Annotated in this window: 24 protein-coding genes; 17 read left to right on the top strand and 7 right to left on the bottom strand. The window is 42.0% G+C overall.

The features are described from left to right. Window positions 1-276: 276 nt before the first annotated feature. From GX654_16165 to GX654_16180, 4 genes are all read left to right on the top strand, one after another. The gene (locus tag GX654_16165; protein ID NLD38397.1) at window positions 277-735 is read left to right on the top strand and encodes a hypothetical protein; all 459 of its coding nucleotides are present in this window, start codon (window positions 277-279) and stop codon (window positions 733-735) included. Window positions 736-911: 176 nt separating this feature from the next. Beyond that, the gene (locus GX654_16170) at window positions 912-1,124 is read left to right on the top strand and encodes a hypothetical protein (GenBank protein ID NLD38398.1); all 213 of its coding nucleotides are present in this window, start codon (window positions 912-914) and stop codon (window positions 1,122-1,124) included. A 98-nt stretch (window positions 1,125-1,222) separates the two neighbouring features. Continuing rightward, window positions 1,223-2,014, top strand: coding sequence for an epoxyqueuosine reductase (locus GX654_16175; protein NLD38399.1), 792 nt, complete (start codon window positions 1,223-1,225; stop codon window positions 2,012-2,014). Beyond that, a complete protein-coding gene (locus GX654_16180; GenBank protein NLD38400.1) occupies window positions 2,001-2,459 on the top strand; it encodes a redoxin domain-containing protein in 459 nt (152 codons plus the stop codon). The genes GX654_16175 and GX654_16180 overlap by 14 nt, the downstream gene beginning before the upstream one ends. On the opposite strand, the gene GX654_16185 is transcribed toward GX654_16180, so the two are convergent. From GX654_16185 to GX654_16205, 5 genes are read right to left on the bottom strand one after another with little or no spacing between them, the layout of a single operon-like run. Continuing rightward, on the bottom strand, window positions 2,460-3,494 hold the full coding sequence (locus GX654_16185; protein NLD38401.1) for a hypothetical protein: 1,035 nt from the start codon (window positions 3,492-3,494) through the stop codon (window positions 2,460-2,462). Between the two features lie 32 nt (window positions 3,495-3,526). Beyond that, the gene (locus GX654_16190; GenBank protein NLD38402.1) at window positions 3,527-4,276 is read right to left on the bottom strand and encodes a tetratricopeptide repeat protein; all 750 of its coding nucleotides are present in this window, start codon (window positions 4,274-4,276) and stop codon (window positions 3,527-3,529) included. A gap of 26 nt (window positions 4,277-4,302) precedes the next feature. Next, window positions 4,303-4,605 carry a septum formation initiator family protein gene (locus GX654_16195; GenBank protein ID NLD38403.1) on the bottom strand — a complete coding sequence of 101 codons (303 nt, stop codon included), beginning with the start codon at window positions 4,603-4,605 and terminating at the stop codon, window positions 4,303-4,305. A gap of 24 nt (window positions 4,606-4,629) precedes the next feature. Beyond that, window positions 4,630-5,049, bottom strand: a complete 420-nt coding sequence (locus GX654_16200) for a biopolymer transporter ExbD (protein NLD38404.1) — start codon at window positions 5,047-5,049, stop codon at window positions 4,630-4,632. A gap of 18 nt (window positions 5,050-5,067) precedes the next feature. Next, the gene (locus tag GX654_16205) at window positions 5,068-5,679 is read right to left on the bottom strand and encodes a MotA/TolQ/ExbB proton channel family protein (GenBank protein NLD38405.1); all 612 of its coding nucleotides are present in this window, start codon (window positions 5,677-5,679) and stop codon (window positions 5,068-5,070) included. Between the two features lie 159 nt (window positions 5,680-5,838). Here GX654_16205 and GX654_16210 point away from each other — a divergent pair, with 159 nt between their 5' ends. The 10 genes from GX654_16210 to GX654_16255 all read left to right on the top strand — a co-directional run bounded on the left by GX654_16210 (window position 5,839) and on the right by GX654_16255 (window position 12,354). Further along, entirely contained in the window at window positions 5,839-7,539 is a 1,701-nt protein-coding gene (locus GX654_16210; GenBank protein NLD38406.1) for a hypothetical protein, read from the top strand. A gap of 64 nt (window positions 7,540-7,603) precedes the next feature. Then, the gene (locus tag GX654_16215) at window positions 7,604-8,413 is read left to right on the top strand and encodes a hypothetical protein (GenBank protein ID NLD38407.1); all 810 of its coding nucleotides are present in this window, start codon (window positions 7,604-7,606) and stop codon (window positions 8,411-8,413) included. 133 nt (window positions 8,414-8,546) lie between these two features. Then, window positions 8,547-8,855, top strand: a complete 309-nt coding sequence (locus tag GX654_16220; GenBank protein NLD38408.1) for a nucleotidyltransferase domain-containing protein — start codon at window positions 8,547-8,549, stop codon at window positions 8,853-8,855. Window positions 8,856-8,909: 54 nt separating this feature from the next. Next, the gene (locus tag GX654_16225) at window positions 8,910-9,140 is read left to right on the top strand and encodes an addiction module protein (protein ID NLD38409.1); all 231 of its coding nucleotides are present in this window, start codon (window positions 8,910-8,912) and stop codon (window positions 9,138-9,140) included. Further along, on the top strand, window positions 9,137-9,448 hold the full coding sequence (locus GX654_16230) for a type II toxin-antitoxin system RelE/ParE family toxin (GenBank protein ID NLD38410.1): 312 nt from the start codon (window positions 9,137-9,139) through the stop codon (window positions 9,446-9,448). Before GX654_16225 ends, GX654_16230 begins: the two co-directional genes overlap by 4 nt. A 92-nt stretch (window positions 9,449-9,540) precedes the next feature. Further along, on the top strand, window positions 9,541-9,822 hold the full coding sequence (locus GX654_16235) for a type II toxin-antitoxin system Phd/YefM family antitoxin (GenBank protein ID NLD38411.1): 282 nt from the start codon (window positions 9,541-9,543) through the stop codon (window positions 9,820-9,822). Then, entirely contained in the window at window positions 9,819-10,148 is a 330-nt protein-coding gene (locus tag GX654_16240) for a type II toxin-antitoxin system RelE/ParE family toxin (protein NLD38412.1), read from the top strand. Before GX654_16235 ends, GX654_16240 begins: the two co-directional genes overlap by 4 nt. A 70-nt stretch (window positions 10,149-10,218) precedes the next feature. After that, the gene (locus tag GX654_16245) at window positions 10,219-10,740 is read left to right on the top strand and encodes a hypothetical protein (GenBank protein NLD38413.1); all 522 of its coding nucleotides are present in this window, start codon (window positions 10,219-10,221) and stop codon (window positions 10,738-10,740) included. A 176-nt stretch (window positions 10,741-10,916) separates the two neighbouring features. Beyond that, the gene (locus GX654_16250) at window positions 10,917-11,420 is read left to right on the top strand and encodes a DUF2059 domain-containing protein (GenBank protein ID NLD38414.1); all 504 of its coding nucleotides are present in this window, start codon (window positions 10,917-10,919) and stop codon (window positions 11,418-11,420) included. Between the two features lie 76 nt (window positions 11,421-11,496). Further along, window positions 11,497-12,354: a class I SAM-dependent methyltransferase gene (locus GX654_16255; protein NLD38415.1), complete on the top strand. Its 858-nt coding sequence runs from the start codon at window positions 11,497-11,499 to the stop codon at window positions 12,352-12,354. Between the two features lie 64 nt (window positions 12,355-12,418). On the opposite strand, the gene GX654_16260 is transcribed toward GX654_16255, so the two are convergent. Beyond that, complete coding sequence (locus tag GX654_16260; protein ID NLD38416.1) at window positions 12,419-13,192, bottom strand: hypothetical protein; 774 nt, start codon at window positions 13,190-13,192, stop codon at window positions 12,419-12,421. Window positions 13,193-13,420: 228 nt separating this feature from the next. Between GX654_16260 and GX654_16265 the strand changes: the two genes are divergently transcribed. From GX654_16265 to GX654_16275, 3 genes are all read left to right on the top strand, one after another. Further along, the gene (locus GX654_16265) at window positions 13,421-13,759 is read left to right on the top strand and encodes a hypothetical protein (protein NLD38417.1); all 339 of its coding nucleotides are present in this window, start codon (window positions 13,421-13,423) and stop codon (window positions 13,757-13,759) included. A 115-nt stretch (window positions 13,760-13,874) separates the two neighbouring features. Continuing rightward, complete coding sequence (locus GX654_16270; GenBank protein ID NLD38418.1) at window positions 13,875-14,348, top strand: PH domain-containing protein; 474 nt, start codon at window positions 13,875-13,877, stop codon at window positions 14,346-14,348. Further along, window positions 14,345-15,082, top strand: coding sequence for a PH domain-containing protein (locus tag GX654_16275; protein ID NLD38419.1), 738 nt, complete (start codon window positions 14,345-14,347; stop codon window positions 15,080-15,082). Before GX654_16270 ends, GX654_16275 begins: the two co-directional genes overlap by 4 nt. A 248-nt stretch (window positions 15,083-15,330) precedes the next feature. On the opposite strand, the gene GX654_16280 is transcribed toward GX654_16275, so the two are convergent. Beyond that, a complete protein-coding gene (locus GX654_16280) occupies window positions 15,331-16,641 on the bottom strand; it encodes a DUF1939 domain-containing protein (GenBank protein NLD38420.1) in 1,311 nt (436 codons plus the stop codon). Window positions 16,642-16,847 lie beyond the last annotated feature (206 nt).

A 16,847-nucleotide genomic window follows, 5' to 3' on the forward strand; every position in this document is an offset into this window, starting at 1 on the left:
AAAGGGAATAGTTATCGTCTTAGAAAGAATAATGAAAAGGAGGCAATAAAATCAGATCAAATTGAAATGTAAAGTGGCTCAGTTTTCACGACCGAAAATGGCTCACTTTTTAACGACCATTGACACCACTCTCTTGCCAGATCGGAGTTGAGTGCATCATTGGAACAATTGGTGTTGGCAAGTATCAATAATTATAAACCGTCTGGCAGGTTTATGTAAGGGGTTTGACGGACGCTCCGCTCGTGAAAAAGATAATATCAATTAGAGGAGATAAGTATGCCAGATAAAAAGAAAGTATCACTATCAGAAAAAAACAGTCGTATATTAATGATTGAAATGAATAAAATTATTGAAAGAATTGCGGATGAGAAAACAAAATACATTATTTCAGGGAAGATACAAACATCATTAGCATATCCACCCAATAATGGCTTTAATACAAAAGAATCAGCTTTTATTCAAAAATTAATCACAAATGATGAAGATGGATTAAATGCTCTAAGAAAAATACTGGCAGATTCAATTGCATGCGGTGTCTTCGATTTATTTAATTTAATAGATGGTACTGCTGATCCTGAACTGGATTCATGGGAAAAGGATGGAATCTCGTTAATAGATAAAGATGGTTCAATCGAAGATAATAACGAAATGCTTCATGACTCTTTATTTGAAAAATACTGGGATTGGCAAGAGATGAGAAATGAAGATTGGAAGTTAGATACAATTGAAGAATGAAGATGCCGGACAACACGCTCAACAATGACAAGCTGCTATCTTGCCGAATCAATCTTAATAGATTTCTAATAGTCAGTGCTTCAATAACCTTTAAATGGCAAGCGCCGCTTGCATATTAGCTACAATGTTATACATGACAGTTCATAGTGTCGTTTAAAAAAAGGAGGAATAAAAAAATGAAGATCAAGATGTTTTCCACTATTCTCTATGGCAAGGTAAAACCATTTTCTATGCGATTGAGTGAACCACTGCATACCGAATTGGAAAATGATATTCAAGAGTGGCTTACTCAAAACCCAAATATTAAAATCCATGATATAAAACAATCTATGTCTGGAGGGAGCTTTCATGCTGCCCCTAAAGTAATTGTCTCAATGTTTTATGAATAAGGCGGTAGTATTGTAACAATAAGCGTGAATTATTTCAATGTTAACAGTATTCTTTATTGAGCGTAACTTTTAGATTGGTAAAAAGAGGAAAGAAACGTATGGGCTTAAAAGAAGAGATTAAAGAAAAGGCAAAGGCATTTGGATTTGATTTGTGCGGGGTGTCTGACCTGTTGGAGATTCAAAAGGCTGAGAATCCACCGCATCGCGGACTTAGAAAACCTCTGGAGGTGATGCCTGAGGCTAAATCACTTATCATCCTTGGCTTTGTAGTATGGGATGAAAGTTTTAACTTGGTGATTTTGTCTGTACCGACATCTGAAAAAAAGCAGATTGATATCTATGGTTTCTACAATGATATTATGGAGACACGGGCATGGAGACTGAGCAACTGGCTACAAAAGGAAAAGGGCATTAACTCGATCCCTACCCTTGAAATACAGTTAAAACCGGCAGCCATGTTAGCGGGCTTGGGATTCATCGGACATAACACCCTGCTTATTACTCCTGAATATGGTCCCAGGGTAAGGTGGATCGCATTGCTTGTGGACACAGAATTAGACCCTGATGAGCCTTTTGAAAGGGACCTCTGCGCTGAACAACCTTTATGCCGGAATAAAGAACTCTGCGTAAAGGCATGCCCGTTCCAGGCGATTATTCCCGGCCCTTCACAGGGTGTGCCACCAGGTGAGAAGGTGAAGGTATTTGACTGTGTAATTTTGCATCAGGCCGATAAAGAGCTTGAAGAGAAATGGGAGAAATACATTCGTCGTACAACTGAGCGGGGATTTATGGAGTGCACCAGATGCAATGTTGTTTGCCCCTATGGCAAACCTGTTGATGATAAGATCATCCCGGAAAAAAGGGGAGTATCAAATCATGTCCAAAGTTGAGGTAAATACCCATGCTCCTGATTTCATACTGCCTGATTTCAGGGGTAACAGTGTAAGGCTTTCAGATTTTGCCGGACGTAAAAATGTGCTGGTAGTATTTAACCGCGGGTTTGTCTGACCATTCTGCCGCAGGCATCTGGTACAGTTGCGTCAGGACTACCAGCAGTTTGTAAAACTGGATACAGAGATTATAGTTATCGGTCCTGAAGAGGCAGAATCATTTGAAAAGAACTGGATAAAGGAAGCGCTGCCATTTATCGGGTTACCTGATCCGGAACATAAAGTGTTGAATTTGTATGGACAGGAGTTTAACCTGTTCAAGCTGGGCAGAATGCCTGCCCAGATGCTTATTGATAAGACCGGTATGCTCAGGTATGTGCATTACGGCCATTCGATGGCGGACATTCCTTCGAATGAAGAAATTATAAAACTTATAGAACAATAGTTACTTGCCCCTCATCCTTTTTGAAAGCATTGAAAGAAGGGATATAACATCATCGGACCCTTTCTCTGTCATTGTCCCCATACCGCAGGCAGGTGTTAGAATAGATGCGGCATAAACAAGCTCTTTAGTAAGCCCCAGGCTAATAAGCCTGCTAAGCCCGGAAACAAGCCTTTCATAAAGCTCATAGATATCCGCCCTCCCTGCAAAATCACCTGTCGGGACAATACCCCAGGCAATGGCACCTCCCTTACTGATAAACCGTTTAAGGTGGTCAGGATAAGGAAAGAGAGATTCCTGAAATGAATATGCGTCAAGATTTATTATGTCAACCCCTGAATCCATAATCATGGGCCACTCTGTACTGCCGCAGCAGTGTATACCGATAATGGCCTCTGATCTTTGCTTCAGATAATCAATAACCTCTTTTAAAATCCCTGCGATCTCATGACGCCCTATGGGTAACAAGTCTGACCCTAAGCATGAAAGATATGGCTCATCAAGAAATATGATGGGCCGCTTCCCTGTCTTTTCAAGCGCCCGCACCTGCCACAGTGCCTTTATGGCAAGCCCCTTGGCATAAGTTTTTAGGAGATCAGGGTAAAAAAGTGCAGACCTTCCATCCTTATCCTTAAAGCCTGCGGCAAAGGTTACAGGGCCTGTTATGTGCCCCTTAATATATTCTCCTTTACCGGGGTTTTCTTTTACAAACTCGATCATACTGTATAGCCCCTCAGCATAGCCAGGGCCTATGGAAAAATATTCCAGGTCATCAGCATGATAATGGCTATAGAATTCAGAGAGGGCCTTTTCTCTATTGTCTGAAGAAAGAGTTACTGCCCCTGTGTTGGTGTTGACCTCAACCAGGGGGAGCCCTTCAGTAAATTGGGCAATCATGTACTCAAGGGGGTTTAGTTTTACAAGCTGGGGCCAGAAGGGAATATCGGGGAGGAGGTGATTAATTTTTCTACATGCATCATAAGCGTTTACCCATGGCACACTCCCTATGCCGGTTGCCTTGAAAAAATAATCAGGCATGATGCCCATTCTATTTGCCCGCTTATGATAAGCTATACAGCGGTTGTTCCGCTGTTAGAAAGGGCACTGATATTTTTGCGCCATGCATCCAGTACTGATATGATCTTTTCTGTTTTATGGCGCCTCTCATTAACAGGCGGAGTCTCTTCCTGTGCATCATTTATATCCGAAAGGGCTGATATCTCCTTAAAATGCGATGCCGCAACCGCATCATCAGGGTTCATCTCTGCAAGCTTCTCATAGATCTCTTTTGCCTCATCAAGCTTTCCCTGATCAAAATATACCTTTGCAAGGGTGGCGGTAATTATCTCGGGCAGCTCCTGTTCCAGCTCCTGTATACCGGAATCCATGAGTTTGTCACCTGACTCTGGTAAAGGGGCCTCATCTTGCAGGCCCAGTTCTTTAAGCTTAAATGCTGCGTCTTTATCTTCAGGGTAAAAAGAAAGAAAATGGCTGAGACATAAAGCAGCATCCTCATTTCGCCCCTGTCGCAGGTATATCTCTGCCTGTAATTTATATGCCGTGGCAAGTCTTTTAATGCCCTCTATAACCTTGGCAGCCTCTTCCTCTGCATCAAGAAGCTGCCCCTCTTCCATGTATGTCTCTGCCAGGATCTTTTTAAAATAAAGGTCATTGGGAAACCTTGAAACGGCCTTGCGGCACTCCCTGATTACCAGGTTTATTTTTCCTTCAGCCTTGAGCAGGGGGAGTAACAAATGAAGGGTCTCCTGCGATGGCGAATTCTCCAGTATTTCATTGATGCTGCTTTCCGGGATATACATGGTTTCCTCTCATAGTTATGAAAAGATTATTTTTTTTCTTCTTCATTGAATTTGTAGATTACTTCATTGTCCTTTAAAAGGCCAAGCTCTCTCCTGGCGGCCGTCTCTATATATTCCCTGTCATACTTGAGCCTCTCTATCTCTACCCTCAACTCCTCATTGGCTGCCTCAAGCCTTTTTATCCTCTCAAGGTATTCCTGCCGCTCCTTTTCCATGGTGACAACCCATCTTATACCCCTATCACCAAATGCAAGCCATGATCCAACCAGGATGATAATTAATATACCCGGTAAAATTATTCTGAAAAAATTTGTTTTAGGACTTTCCAAAGTAGCCATTTCCTGAAAAAGGTTTTACATCAATTCCTTTGACCGCCACCTTGCCGCAATTACAATGGAATTAATCCCTGCGTTCTTTGCTATATCCATTATCTTTACCACATTGCCGTGGCTCACATCCACATCGGCCTGAAGCACAAGGTCAAGCACACCCCGCTCCTTTATCTCTTTAGTTAGTCTTTGTTCAAGGGCGCTTATATCGATCTTTTCCCCTTCAATATAGATGGCCGCATCCTTGTCTACAGTGATGATAACCCTGTTCTCCGCATCCGGGTCTGCTGCCTTTTTAGTTATCTTGGGGAGCTTGATCTGTACACCTGCCGCAATATCATAGTGTGAGGTAACCATGAAAAAGATAAGGAGCAGGAACACAATATCCACAAGGGGCGCAATCCCTATGTTCTCTTCTTCATCCTTTGTTTTCCTGAATCTCATTTTGACTTACGCCCCCTGTTATTCCTTTGTGGTTGCGTTTTCTATTATCTCAATCATCCTTATAGAGCTTTCTTCCATCTCAAATATGAGGGATTCGGCCCTGTTTTTTAAATATCTGTACCCCACAAGCACCGGAATTGCAACACACAGGCCAGCAGCAGTGGTGATCAGTGCCTCTGCAATACCGCCTGCAAGCAGGGCCGGGTTGCCGCTCCCCTGTGAAACCACCTTAAATGTCTTGATCATGCCCGATACAGTGCCTAAGAGCCCTAAAAGCGGGGAGAGGTTTGCAATGGTCGATAACATGCCCACATTCTTTTCAAGGATTACGCTCTCACGGCTGCCCCGATCCTCAATGGCCTCCTTTACAAGCCACATGCCCTTGCTGCTGTTTTTAAGGCCGGCAAGGAATATCTTTGCAATGGATGAATCGCTCTTTTCACAGATATCAAGGGCAGCAGGGATATTCTTTTTTTTGAGCCTGTCCTCCACAAAGGAGACCAGGTCAGCAGGGATAACCGCCTTTTTCCTGAGTATCCATAATCTCTCAATAAAGATCCCGAGCGCAATAATCGAGCACAGGATTATGGGATACATCACAATACCGCCTTTTATTATAAAATCTATCACCTTCTACTCCATCAAACAGGGTGTGGCCGGAAACATATTAATAAGCAGACTTGTTTAATATAAACAATTGATATAATGTAATATACCATATAGTTTATTCATACTCCAAGTCAAGTAATGACAATCAATTAATCTATTAATCCAGGCAGGTTTTATTAGATGGAAAATAAAGGCAGCAAGGTGGTTTATTTAAAGGGAAAAAGGGATATAGCGGTAGAAAGCCGTGAAATAGTGGGCAAACTGGCGCAGCTCTCAGGCAGCAACGCCCTGAACATGGTGCTTGATCATGAAAATGCCCTTGAGCTTGTTCAAAACATGACAAAGATCGATTTTTTCTGGCTCATAAAAAAGGTGGGGGAGGATGACTCATTCCCGCTCCTCTCTCTTGCATCCGAGGAGCAGTGGCAGTATCTGCTGGACCTGGAGACCTGGGAAAAGGACCAGATGAACAGGGTGGAAACCTTCAAATGGCTTAACAGGCTGTTAAAGGCAGACCCGGAAAGGCTTGTTAAGTTCCTCTACAGCGAAGATGGCAATCTCCTTACGCACCTGTTTTTTACAGGCATACTTGATATCAGGGTAAAGGAGGATGATGATTTTATGCCGCCGGAGGGGTTTGTCACCTTTGATAACCTCTATTATATAGGCATTGCAGACAAGGCAAATGCAGAGGATATAGAACAGCTTTTAAGACACCTTGCCCTTCATGATCACAACAAATTCCAGGCCCTGCTGCTTGGTTTGCAGGGTGCAATCCCGGCAGAGATGGAGGAGGAGCTTTACAGGGAGAAGGGTGTAAGGCTGGCAGAAGAGGGGTATCTCCCCTTTGAAGAGGCGGTCTCGGTGTATGCGTACCAGGATGTATCCAAACTCAATAAGGATTCATCCGAATATATACTTTATACACCTGATGAAGAGACTAAGGCCCTTGTGCCCATAACCCCTTTTCTTGCGGTTCAGGAAGAAAACCTCTTTTCAATCGCTGTTTCAGGTATAAACGATTACATGCTTCTTGAAAGGCTCAGGCTTGAGTTTTCGGGCCTGTGCAGCCAGGTTTTTTCTGCGGATGGCGTAAGGTTTGAGAGCGTTGATGACCTGATAAGGATATGTAAAAAGGCAGGTGGATATATAAACACCGGGCTTGAAAGGCTTTCTGGGGGTGATACAGCCATTGCCCTGGATTTTATAAAAAATCATCCCCTTATTACACTTTTCAGGGCAGGGTTTAGCCAGGCGCTGGAACTCAGGTGGAAGGCGGAAAAGTGGATAAAGGCATCATGGTTTGATTGGATGGAGCTAAATAACGCCTTCTGGGGAGAAGAAAGGGAGGGGCTCCTTAAGGGCATACTGCAAACAAAACCCCTGATGTACACGGAGAAGGCTGAAAAGGTATCCTACAGGGATTTTACCTACCTTGAAGAGATCAGAAAGACAGGGGAGATCATTGAAGGGATGATTGCCCTGGATAAATTGTTAGGCGCTGTGATCCCCCACCATGAGATGGAAGAGCTTATAAAGGATGAAGAGGATATCACATTCTACCAGGTTCTATTTACCTTCTGGCTCAGGAGCTTGTGCAACCTTGAACCAAGCCTTAAAAAACTCACCCTTAATGAGACAAAGAAGGCATTTAGCATATTAAGAAAAGGGGAAACAACCCCTCCATACAATATGGCCGGACAGAGGGAGGTGTTTATAAAGGGTCTGACCGGTATCTCTAAACTTTCAGACCAAAAGCTGCTTGATACCCTGGAAACAACCCTATCAACTATATGGGATGAATTCACAGATGAATATGCCATGATCAGCACAATTGACCTTGACCCAAAATATTCCGGGTTTGTGTTGATAGGGGAGTAGAAGGAAAAAGGTGTGTTGCTTCACTTAACACAACCTACAAACTTTTCTGATGGAGGAATGATATATGTTATCAAAATTAGTCCTGATTATTTTAATCCTATTTCCTCCGGTTTTAGACGCAATGGATGTGAAAGAATTCCGAACTATCATGGATAAGGTTAATGCCAGTAATTTTGATCCTGTTGAAAAATTCCTGAAAGATAACAAAGCAGAACTCTTAAAAGATCCTGAGTATTATGTTATTCTCCTGAATTATTCATATGCAAAAGGAAATAAAGAACAAATTGTCGTTGCAAAGGGAAAACCTCAAAAAGGTGATTTTGCACTTGAAGACAAGGATACTGGAGAGGTAGTTGGCTTTTTAGGAAACCGTCCAAACCAAGATATTGAGCTTATCCTGAAAGGGATTTCAGAAACACAAAAGGCCCTTTCTTCTTTCAATAATCGTCTGGATATCTATTTCGGGATTGTGCACATTGCCTCTTTAATAAATCGTTGGGATATCGTGGGCACGCAGCTGGTTGAGATATTAAGAGTCTCAAAAGCTATTGATAACCAGTGGAAATGGGGCACAATAAATTCAATGGATGATGACCCGAAGAAATTCATGCTGGAGAATGTACAGGAAAGAGTGAAGCAACTTTTTAATGCAGAAAAGGAAGAGGCAGACAATGCCCTAAAAACCGTCGCGGAAGCTATGATTAAAGAATACCCGGATGTAATATATGGATATACAAATCTGGGGGTTCTGTATTTGGCAAACAATAAACTCGCCTTGGCAGAAAAGTACCTTAATCAGGCGCTTACTATTGACCCCAATGATAAGATTGTCCTTGGAAATCTGAGGATACTTAAAGAAAGAAAAAATGATTAGAATGTCGTTGTGTTGCTTCGCCTGATTTAGCCTACACAGTTAATATACATAATTTAATCTCCTTGACCAAAATACTGTTAATGAATTATTCTTAATGCAACGATAAGTTGGCTAATGTTTTTCAGGAGAAACAATGAATCTCAAAGGTGTAGCAAAGGAAAGACTCAAAAAAGAGATTGTTGAGCAGCTAATTGATTTTCCGGAAATCCGGAAGGTTGTTATCTTTGGGTCATTCCTTTTATCGGATGAGCCCAATGACCTGGACATTGCTGTTTTTCAGGACTCAGATGAGAATTACTATCCCCTTGCAATGAAACACCGGAAAAAACTAAGGGTAATTGCCAACAAGATACCAATAGATGTAGTGCCTATCCGCAAAAATCCAGAAAATGCCAGTTTCTTAAAAGAAATAGAAAATGGCGAGGTTCTTTATGAAAGATGAGACTCTGACCTGGATAACCTATTTAAAATTAAAAGGTCAATTTGGAGATATGCCATGTCTGATTTATTAAAAAAAATTGAAGATGAAGCGCTTGGCCTTACTAATCAGGAACGCGCATTTCTAGCTGATCGTCTGCTTAGTTCTTTAAGCGAAGATACATTAACTGATGTTGATGCAGCATGGATCGCTGAAGCAGAACGCCGGTATAAAGAATATAAAGAGGGAAAACGCCCCGGTATTAAAGCACAAGAGGTTTTTGCAGAAGCTGACAGGCTGCTTAAATGACCTTTGCCATTTTTGATCCGGATGCCCGGGCTGAATTTTTAGATGCTGTTCGATATTATGAAGAGTGTCAGGAGGGGTTGGGACGTCGCTTCCGCACAGCAATTGAAACTGCTGCAAAACATATCTTAAAAAACCCTTTCTTATATAGAAAAATAAGGGCTCCTTTCAGGCGTTATCTTTTAAATAAATTCCCATATTCACTTATTTATTCTATTGAACATGACCACATCCATATCATTGCTGTAGCTCATAATAAACGTAGACCAGGATATTGGCGGAAGAGATTTGCCGATTCTTCTGAAACATAGTTGCTTCGCTTAACACAACCTGCCGACTCATTTACAACATGTTTTGACAATCGGTCCGAATATGGTACTATTTACGGCCTGGAGGTGAAATAATGAACATTACAAGTGATATCAAACCGGTAACCTATTTAAAGTCAAGGGCAGCCGACCTGCTTAATCAAATAAATGAAACCCGGCGACCTGTTATTATTACCCAAAACGGTGAACCAAGGGCAGTTTTACAGGATCCAAAAAGCTATGAAAATATGCGGAATGCTATTGGTATTTTAAAACTTCTGTCCGAAGGCGAAGCAAATGTAAGGGATGGCAGGATTAAGCCCCAAGAGGATGTTTTCAAATATATTGAGGAGAGGTTAAAGGCAAATATAAAATGACCCGGAAATACCATGTTGCATCGGCTGAAACAGCTCAACATGATTTAATGCAGCTTATTGATCATATCGCTAACGAAAACCCGGAAAATGGTTCCAGAAGCCTTCAAAAAATAAAGAAAAAAGTTGCAGACCTCTATACAATGCCGGATCGTGGGCGAGTAGTACAGGAGCTTAAAGAGCAGGGGATACATACTTACCGGGAGATAGTTATTGCTCCCTGGCGGGTGATCTGCAGAATATCAGAAAGAGTTGTATTTGTTTTATCGGTTATCGATTCAAGACGAAATGTGGAAGATATTTTGCTTGATAGATACATTAAAAAATGAAGCCAGCAAACACGAAGGGGCGTTGACCCACATCTTTTTAAAAGTACCATTATTGTTTTGCGAGGATAACATGTTAAAAATAAAGGCAAAGGGGCTCAAGTGGCTGAAGGGGTTTCACATGATTGCAGTATCATGCTGGGTTGGTGGCGCTGTTTCCCTGATACTGCTTTATTTCCTGAAAAATGGAGTTGATGACAGGGGGGTTTTATATGGTATCAACAGAAGTATTCATCATATAGACATGGCAGTGATTGTAATCCCGGGTGCATTTGGCTCTCTTGTAACAGGCTTAATCTACTCTGCATTCAGCAGCTGGGGATTTTTCAGGCATAAATGGATGATATTCAAGTGGATAGTAACTGTGGCGGCAATCTTGTTCGGGACATTCTTCCTCGGACCATGGGAAACGAATATGATGGAGATATCCGGGAAGATAGGGTTAGCCTCTTTGAATGACCCTGAATATCTCTATAACGAAAAGATGAATCTGATTTTTGGCGCTATCCAGGCCCTGTTGCTGATAGCCACAATATTTGTCTCCATTTTTAAACCCTGGAGGGCACCAAAAGATAAGAATCAGCCTATGAAATGAGTAGAGGAATAACAGATATCGATCCAATATCCTGTTATATTAAAATGGGTTGTATCAGCTTAAAAAACATGCTATCCATATCGCCATCTTCAGATTCAAGTAAATGTTTTTCAGACTTATCAGGTTTTACACATCAGGCTTTGGTATTTATTATTAATGTATTTTTCAGGAGGAAAATGATGAGGTCAAGAATAGTTTTATTTATTTGTTGTTTGATATTTGCGGTTTCTTTTTCAATATGTAATGCAAAAACAGTTAAGGCAGAAGACAAGAGTAAAGAAGAATATGCTAAAGAGATAATAGCGCTTTCAGATGTTGGTAAGATCCTGGACCAGGTGATGGCACAAATGAAGCAGATGCAGGGTCAGATTATGGCCCAGGCAGGCATCCCTGAGAGTGAAAAAGAAAAGGCAATGGAATTTCAGGACAAGCTCCAGGCTTTAATAACCGAGGCATTTGATATGAAAAAAATTGAACCTCAATTTGTTGATATCTTTACCTCTGTTTATACTGTTGAAGAACTAAAGGCCATCTCAGTTTTTTACAAAACCCCTGAGGGAAAGAGCATGCTTGAGAAGCAGCCCCAGGTTCTTCAGAAAAGCATGCTGTTGGCACAGAATTTAGTTCAGGACCTGCTCCCGGAAATCCAGAAAATTGTAGAGGAAGCAAAACAGAAATAATAAGCCTCCATCCAGAAGGAGACAAATTCTGGATGGACACTATCTAATCATTGTCGATGTGAAAATGGAGACATCTTTGTTTGATAAGTTAGAGGAGATAAACTCACGTCCCGCACCATTTCAGTTTTATACAGCAGAAGATTTATGGACTGATGAACATACTTCAAAAAAGATGCTTGAGTTTCATTTGAATGAAACTATTGATCTCTCATCCCGAAATAAGGATTTTATTAACCGGTCAGCAGGGTGGATAATATCCTATTTTGGAATCAATTCAGATACAGCTATTGCTGATTTCGGGTGTGGGCCTGGATTATATACCGCTATATTTTCGGAAAAGAGGGCTGATGTTATCGGGATCGACTTTTCAGAAAGGTCAATTCAGTACGCGAAAAAAACTGCTGATCAAAAAGGATTAAATATCACATACTATAAACAGAACTATCTGGAATTTGAGACTGAGAAACGATTTGATCTCATTACAATGATTTTTTGTGATTATTGCGCGTTAAGTCCGGCCCAGAGAAAAACAATGCTTGCCAAATTTTACTCCTTTTTAAAACCCGGAGGCACAGTATTGCTGGATGTCCATTCATTAAATATCTTCAACAGCAGAAACGAGGTCTCATTATACGAACTGAATCAGCTTGATGGTTTCTGGTCGCCTGAAAAATATTATGGGTTTTTAAATACGTTCAAGTACACAGAAGAGAAGGTAACCCTTGATAAGTACACTATAATTGAAAAGGCAGGAACCCGTGTTGTTTATAACTGGCTGCAATATTTCAGCAGGGAGTCATTACAGAAGGAATTAGAGGCGAACGGATTTGAAGCTTGTGAATTCTACTCTGATGTTGCAGGTTCAGCCTTTTCTCCGGATTCAAATGATATTGCAGTTGTCGCAAGGAAGGCTAAGATCACTTCCAGCATGTAGGCTGCTCACCGGTACGAATTCGGTCGTGCTCTGTTTGCACTGGTGTTTTGCGACGATAATGGCGCTACCTGTTAATCCGGCGATCAGGTGGATCCGGTTTTTTTGCCTCCTTGTCTCCCTTTGCCTTTAACGCGTTTATCTCCTTTTCCAGTTCAGCTATTTTTTCCTCAAGCTTCTTATCTCCTGGAATATTCTCCCCAGGCCCCCGGTTCTCAATCAATTGCCTGCTTATCCGCTGCACCCTGAATTCAATATCCTTTAATCTTTCATGAATAGCGCCGATGGATTTCATCTGCTCATCAATCCGGTTGAAGGACTTTACTGCAAAATCGGCAGAACGTTCAGCCGCGCCGGCCATCTCAGATGCCCTCATGGCAGCGATGTAGGAATCATCCACTGCCTTTTCCGAATCTCTTGTAAGGTTTGTCAGCTCAGAAAGGGTGATCTGCCAGCCGTCGCTCAGTTGCCTGAACTCATTTACAATATTCTGTACCTTTGAGCTTCGCATATTTTCGGCAATAACCATCCTGTCATTTTCTGCTTCCTGTAATAGCCTGTTTATTTTACCGGATGTGTTATCAATCTCAATTTTTAGTTTTGAAATGGCATCCCTTTGCCTTTCTGCCTCGGTTATGTTCTTTACGATTATTTCATGTAATCCAGGATCATATGCCTGCTTAAACATGACCATCTCATCATGCAGTTGAGAAGATTGAGCCCTGGTTTCCTGCTTAAGCTGTTCAAATTCGGTCCTGAGACTGTTGTAATCCGATGTGCTTGCACAGCCATGTGCGAATACAAGTGACAGAAAAACCAGTAAAAATGATATCTTTTTCATATCTCTTCTCCTTCCTACCATGCAGTTTATTTACTCTGATAATGTTTCTGTAGACACCGAAAGCCCGAATTTATTCGATTTACTGAAAAAAGGCTTTAAATTAATTGCACATGACTTAAAAAATTTGATATCCATTAATAATCATTCACGAAAAGCCTGCCCTCATTATCTCCGGGGGAGTTATTAAATGAACTGTTTTATCTAATAATGATAAGGAGGAAGAAAGATATGAGTAATACGAGATACCTGTGTATTGTAGCCTCAAGACCAAATCCCGGAAAAGAAGAGGAATATAATAAATGGTATGACCGGCATGTAACGACCTTTTTCGGGTTCAAAGGTCTTAAGAAGGTTGTCAGAAACAAGTTCTATCAAGGTATGCAGAATCCAGATTCCTGCCCTCAATATCTGGTAACTTATGAGTTTGACACAAAGGCAGATCTGGAGGCATTCCTTACGAGTGATGCAGCAAAGGAGGCCATAAGGGAATTTGAAGAGGACTGGAAGGGTCAGGGAGAATTTTTGTGGTCAGGTTTTTATGAGCCGGTAAAGAAACTTGAGAGGTAGGCAGATTATGGCACGCGAAAATGACAGCACAGTGTATAAGGAGACCTTTGATGTCCGCAAGATAACAAGGCCTGCCCCTGTGCTCATGACACATTACCTTATCACCTCATTACTCATGTCGGGGCCCTTGTTCTTTATCCCCCTGATACCCCTCTTTTTCAAATATCACACCTTAAAATATACCTTTGATGACAGCGGCATCTCCATGAGCTGGGGTATTCTCTTTCGCAGAGAGGTTTATCTCACCTATCGCCGCATACAGGACATACACCTATCCCGTGGCTTAATCCAGCGCTGGCTGGGGCTTGCAACAGTTGCAATACAGACTGCCGCAGGTTCTGCCAGACCCGAGATGAGTATAGAAGGGATTCTGGAGGCAGATAAGCTGAGGGATCATCTGTACACCAAAATGCGTGGTGCGGCACGTAAATCAGAGGATATCATGATTAAACCGATTGGTGGCGGGGCAGAAATTGATCCTGTAGAGGCGAATGAGGATCAGGTGCTTGAAATACTTAAAGAGATTCGGGATCATCTGCAAAATCTAACAGTGGTTAAATCAACCTCTGATAAAGGGGGGCTCTCATGAGCCAGGCGGTTGACAGGGCTGCGGCCAGATTCTATGAGGGGTTCTGGGGAATTCTGACCCGCTGGTTTATAGTCCCGGCAGAGCCGCCATCCCTCCCGGTTCATGAGGGAGAGAAGATGGATTCATTCCGCCCTTCACCGGGCTTTCTCAGGTATATGAAGTTTAAGTTCTGGGTAGTCCTGACCCTGATCGATGTGTTGATCATTGTTCCCTGGCTTATACTCACCATTTTCAAGCCCCTTGTGGGCCTGGTGCTTGCACCCATTGTCCTCGCCATTGCATTTGTACCTGACATCTTTGCCTATCTTGCTATTCACCTCAGGTACGATACAACATGGTATGTGATGACAGAAAGAAGCATGCGTATCCGCCGCGGTATTTGGATCATTAATGAGATCACAATCACCTTTGAGAATATCCAGAACGTAACCATAAAGCAGGGGCCTTTGCAGCGTTTCTTTGGTATATCGGATATCAGGGTCCAGACAGCAGGCGGCGGCTCTGGCGGGCATGGACATCAACACGGCGCTGAAGCAGGTTTCTCACACGAAGGCATCCTGGAAGGAATTGCCAATGCTATAACCATAAGAGACCTTATCCTGAATCGTCTTAAAAAATCAAAGTCAGCAGGACTTGGTGATGAGGAACATCATCGAATAATAGGTTCAGGCTGGCTGGCAGAACATGTAGCCGTACTGAGTGAAATCAGGGGGCTTATCAGGAAATTAAGGTGAGACCGCTCGGAACATGCAGGAGATTTTCAGAGATATTACAAAAAACAAGCGGTCAGCATAGGCTGACCACTTGCTTTTTAAAACGTGTTTTTTTTGATAAAAGACAACAAGTTTAAAAGGCAAGATAATTCCTGGATCAGATAAAGACCGTATTTTATTCCGGAGCATTCGGTATATTATCCTGCTAAAGCGCTCTTATTGTTTATAAAGAGCCCTTTAGCTCTGATCATGAAATCTTTTTTTAACACTTATTCGGGGATATAGACTGCATAACCCCTTGGTGCTGCATATATCTCTGCCCATCCTCCTCCATCAGAACGCTTATCTTTAGGCCTGCTCTGATCATGGCCCCACCAGCCAATACAGGGCAGGTTCATATTAGGCCACTGTGTTTTTACCCATACACCGCGCCAACTATTTGGATCGGTGTTGATTGCCACTATGAGACCTTTCTGCTTTTGATATCCCTGGCGCTCTGCTATATAAAGAGATCTGTCATTATATAGGAGCTTTGTACCTCCACCTGCATAATCACGGTGTATCCGACAGAGGTTATCAATCCCGTTTGAACTGCCTGATAATGCCAGCCCATAGTTATAATAGTCCTTCCAGAAGATGCACGGTACACCCTCATGAGTAAGTATAAAGGCATAAGCAAGGAGTTTATCGTTTACAATGGGTTGGCTTCGATCTGTATCGTGGTTATCACAGAAGGTCACAGCCCGCATGGGCGATTCAAAGACAAGCCCGCTGTTCCACAACCACCGCATGTCATAAAAGGGGTTGTTACACATCTCACGCAGTGCATAAAAGAGGGGAAAGTCAAAGGCGGAACATGACCAGTTCACATAGTCAAGATAAGCTTTAATCTTATTTTTATCGCCGTCCCAGAATTCAGCCACTCCAAAGCACTTCTGCCATTCCTGAATGCTCTGAACAATCCAGGAATCATAATACTTTACAGCATCATACCTGAAGCCATCATAACCAATACCCTCAACTCTGTCCTTTAAATAGCGGATGTATTCCATTACACCAAGGTATGTATATGGATTATCGTGGCAGAGATCAGGGAGATCATATCCTTCAAGGTCACCATAAAAAGCGCCTGCGTCCGCAGAAGAGTATTCACAAGGATGAAAGTTGTTCCAGTTTCGGATAAACTTGCCTGATTTAGGAGTATATTTGGTCATCATTTCTCTATTTAATATTGGATGATATTCCATTTGGTCCCCAAGGTCACAGTGATTCAGGACAGCATCTGCAAGAACCAGCATCCCCTTCTTATGTGCCGTTTGAGTCAGGGTTCGTAACTCTGATGCTGAACCAAACCATGTCTTAATCCCACCTTTTTGATTGAATTCACCGTGATCATAATAGTCATATGGGGCATATCCCATACTGTCAATGTGACTTGACTTGGATGAAGGCGGAAGCCACAGTGTAGTTATCCCGATGTCTGCAAGACCTGAAACCTTTTCATTAATAAGGTTCCACCACTCTCCCTCATTATTTTCTATCCTGGGGCAGTCCCAGTAGAAGGCTTGAAATAAGATCATATGTCCCTCCATTAAAAGGTTTGTCTTATTCAATTGTCGAAATTAGCCTCAATTAAAAAATTAATCCTGAATGGGTTTATCCGTTATTTTATTTATCGTATAAATTTGAAAGACGGATGCTGTTATAAACAGCATAATAAATCGATTATTAATTTTAAGACCAGATTGAAATAATCACTTGCTTTGATTCTCACCGGGAAATTGAT

It is taken from the genome of Desulfatiglans sp., assembly GCA_012513605.1.
Lineage (GTDB): Bacteria > Desulfobacterota > DSM-4660 > Desulfatiglandales > HGW-15 > JAAZBV01.

Coding starts and splice junctions, on each gene's coding strand:
- GX654_16250 (NLD38414.1), top strand. CDS start 10,917: ATGATGAGGTCAAGAATAGTTTTATTTATTTGTTGTTTGATATTTGCG.
- GX654_16280 (NLD38420.1), bottom strand. CDS start 16,641: ATGATCTTATTTCAAGCCTTCTACTGGGACTGCCCCAGGATAGAAAAT.
- GX654_16165 (NLD38397.1), top strand. CDS start 277: ATGCCAGATAAAAAGAAAGTATCACTATCAGAAAAAAACAGTCGTATA.
- GX654_16270 (NLD38418.1), top strand. CDS start 13,875: ATGTCGGGGCCCTTGTTCTTTATCCCCCTGATACCCCTCTTTTTCAAA.
- GX654_16190 (NLD38402.1), bottom strand. CDS start 4,276: ATGTATATCCCGGAAAGCAGCATCAATGAAATACTGGAGAATTCGCCA.
- GX654_16200 (NLD38404.1), bottom strand. CDS start 5,049: ATGAGATTCAGGAAAACAAAGGATGAAGAAGAGAACATAGGGATTGCG.
- GX654_16275 (NLD38419.1), top strand. CDS start 14,345: ATGAGCCAGGCGGTTGACAGGGCTGCGGCCAGATTCTATGAGGGGTTC.
- GX654_16235 (NLD38411.1), top strand. CDS start 9,541: ATGAACATTACAAGTGATATCAAACCGGTAACCTATTTAAAGTCAAGG.
- GX654_16220 (NLD38408.1), top strand. CDS start 8,547: ATGAATCTCAAAGGTGTAGCAAAGGAAAGACTCAAAAAAGAGATTGTT.
- GX654_16215 (NLD38407.1), top strand. CDS start 7,604: ATGTTATCAAAATTAGTCCTGATTATTTTAATCCTATTTCCTCCGGTT.
- GX654_16230 (NLD38410.1), top strand. CDS start 9,137: ATGACCTTTGCCATTTTTGATCCGGATGCCCGGGCTGAATTTTTAGAT.
- GX654_16170 (NLD38398.1), top strand. CDS start 912: ATGAAGATCAAGATGTTTTCCACTATTCTCTATGGCAAGGTAAAACCA.
- GX654_16225 (NLD38409.1), top strand. CDS start 8,910: ATGTCTGATTTATTAAAAAAAATTGAAGATGAAGCGCTTGGCCTTACT.
- GX654_16265 (NLD38417.1), top strand. CDS start 13,421: ATGAGTAATACGAGATACCTGTGTATTGTAGCCTCAAGACCAAATCCC.
- GX654_16210 (NLD38406.1), top strand. CDS start 5,839: ATGGAAAATAAAGGCAGCAAGGTGGTTTATTTAAAGGGAAAAAGGGAT.
- GX654_16245 (NLD38413.1), top strand. CDS start 10,219: ATGTTAAAAATAAAGGCAAAGGGGCTCAAGTGGCTGAAGGGGTTTCAC.
- GX654_16240 (NLD38412.1), top strand. CDS start 9,819: ATGACCCGGAAATACCATGTTGCATCGGCTGAAACAGCTCAACATGAT.
- GX654_16175 (NLD38399.1), top strand. CDS start 1,223: ATGGGCTTAAAAGAAGAGATTAAAGAAAAGGCAAAGGCATTTGGATTT.
- GX654_16185 (NLD38401.1), bottom strand. CDS start 3,494: ATGCCTGATTATTTTTTCAAGGCAACCGGCATAGGGAGTGTGCCATGG.
- GX654_16260 (NLD38416.1), bottom strand. CDS start 13,192: ATGAAAAAGATATCATTTTTACTGGTTTTTCTGTCACTTGTATTCGCA.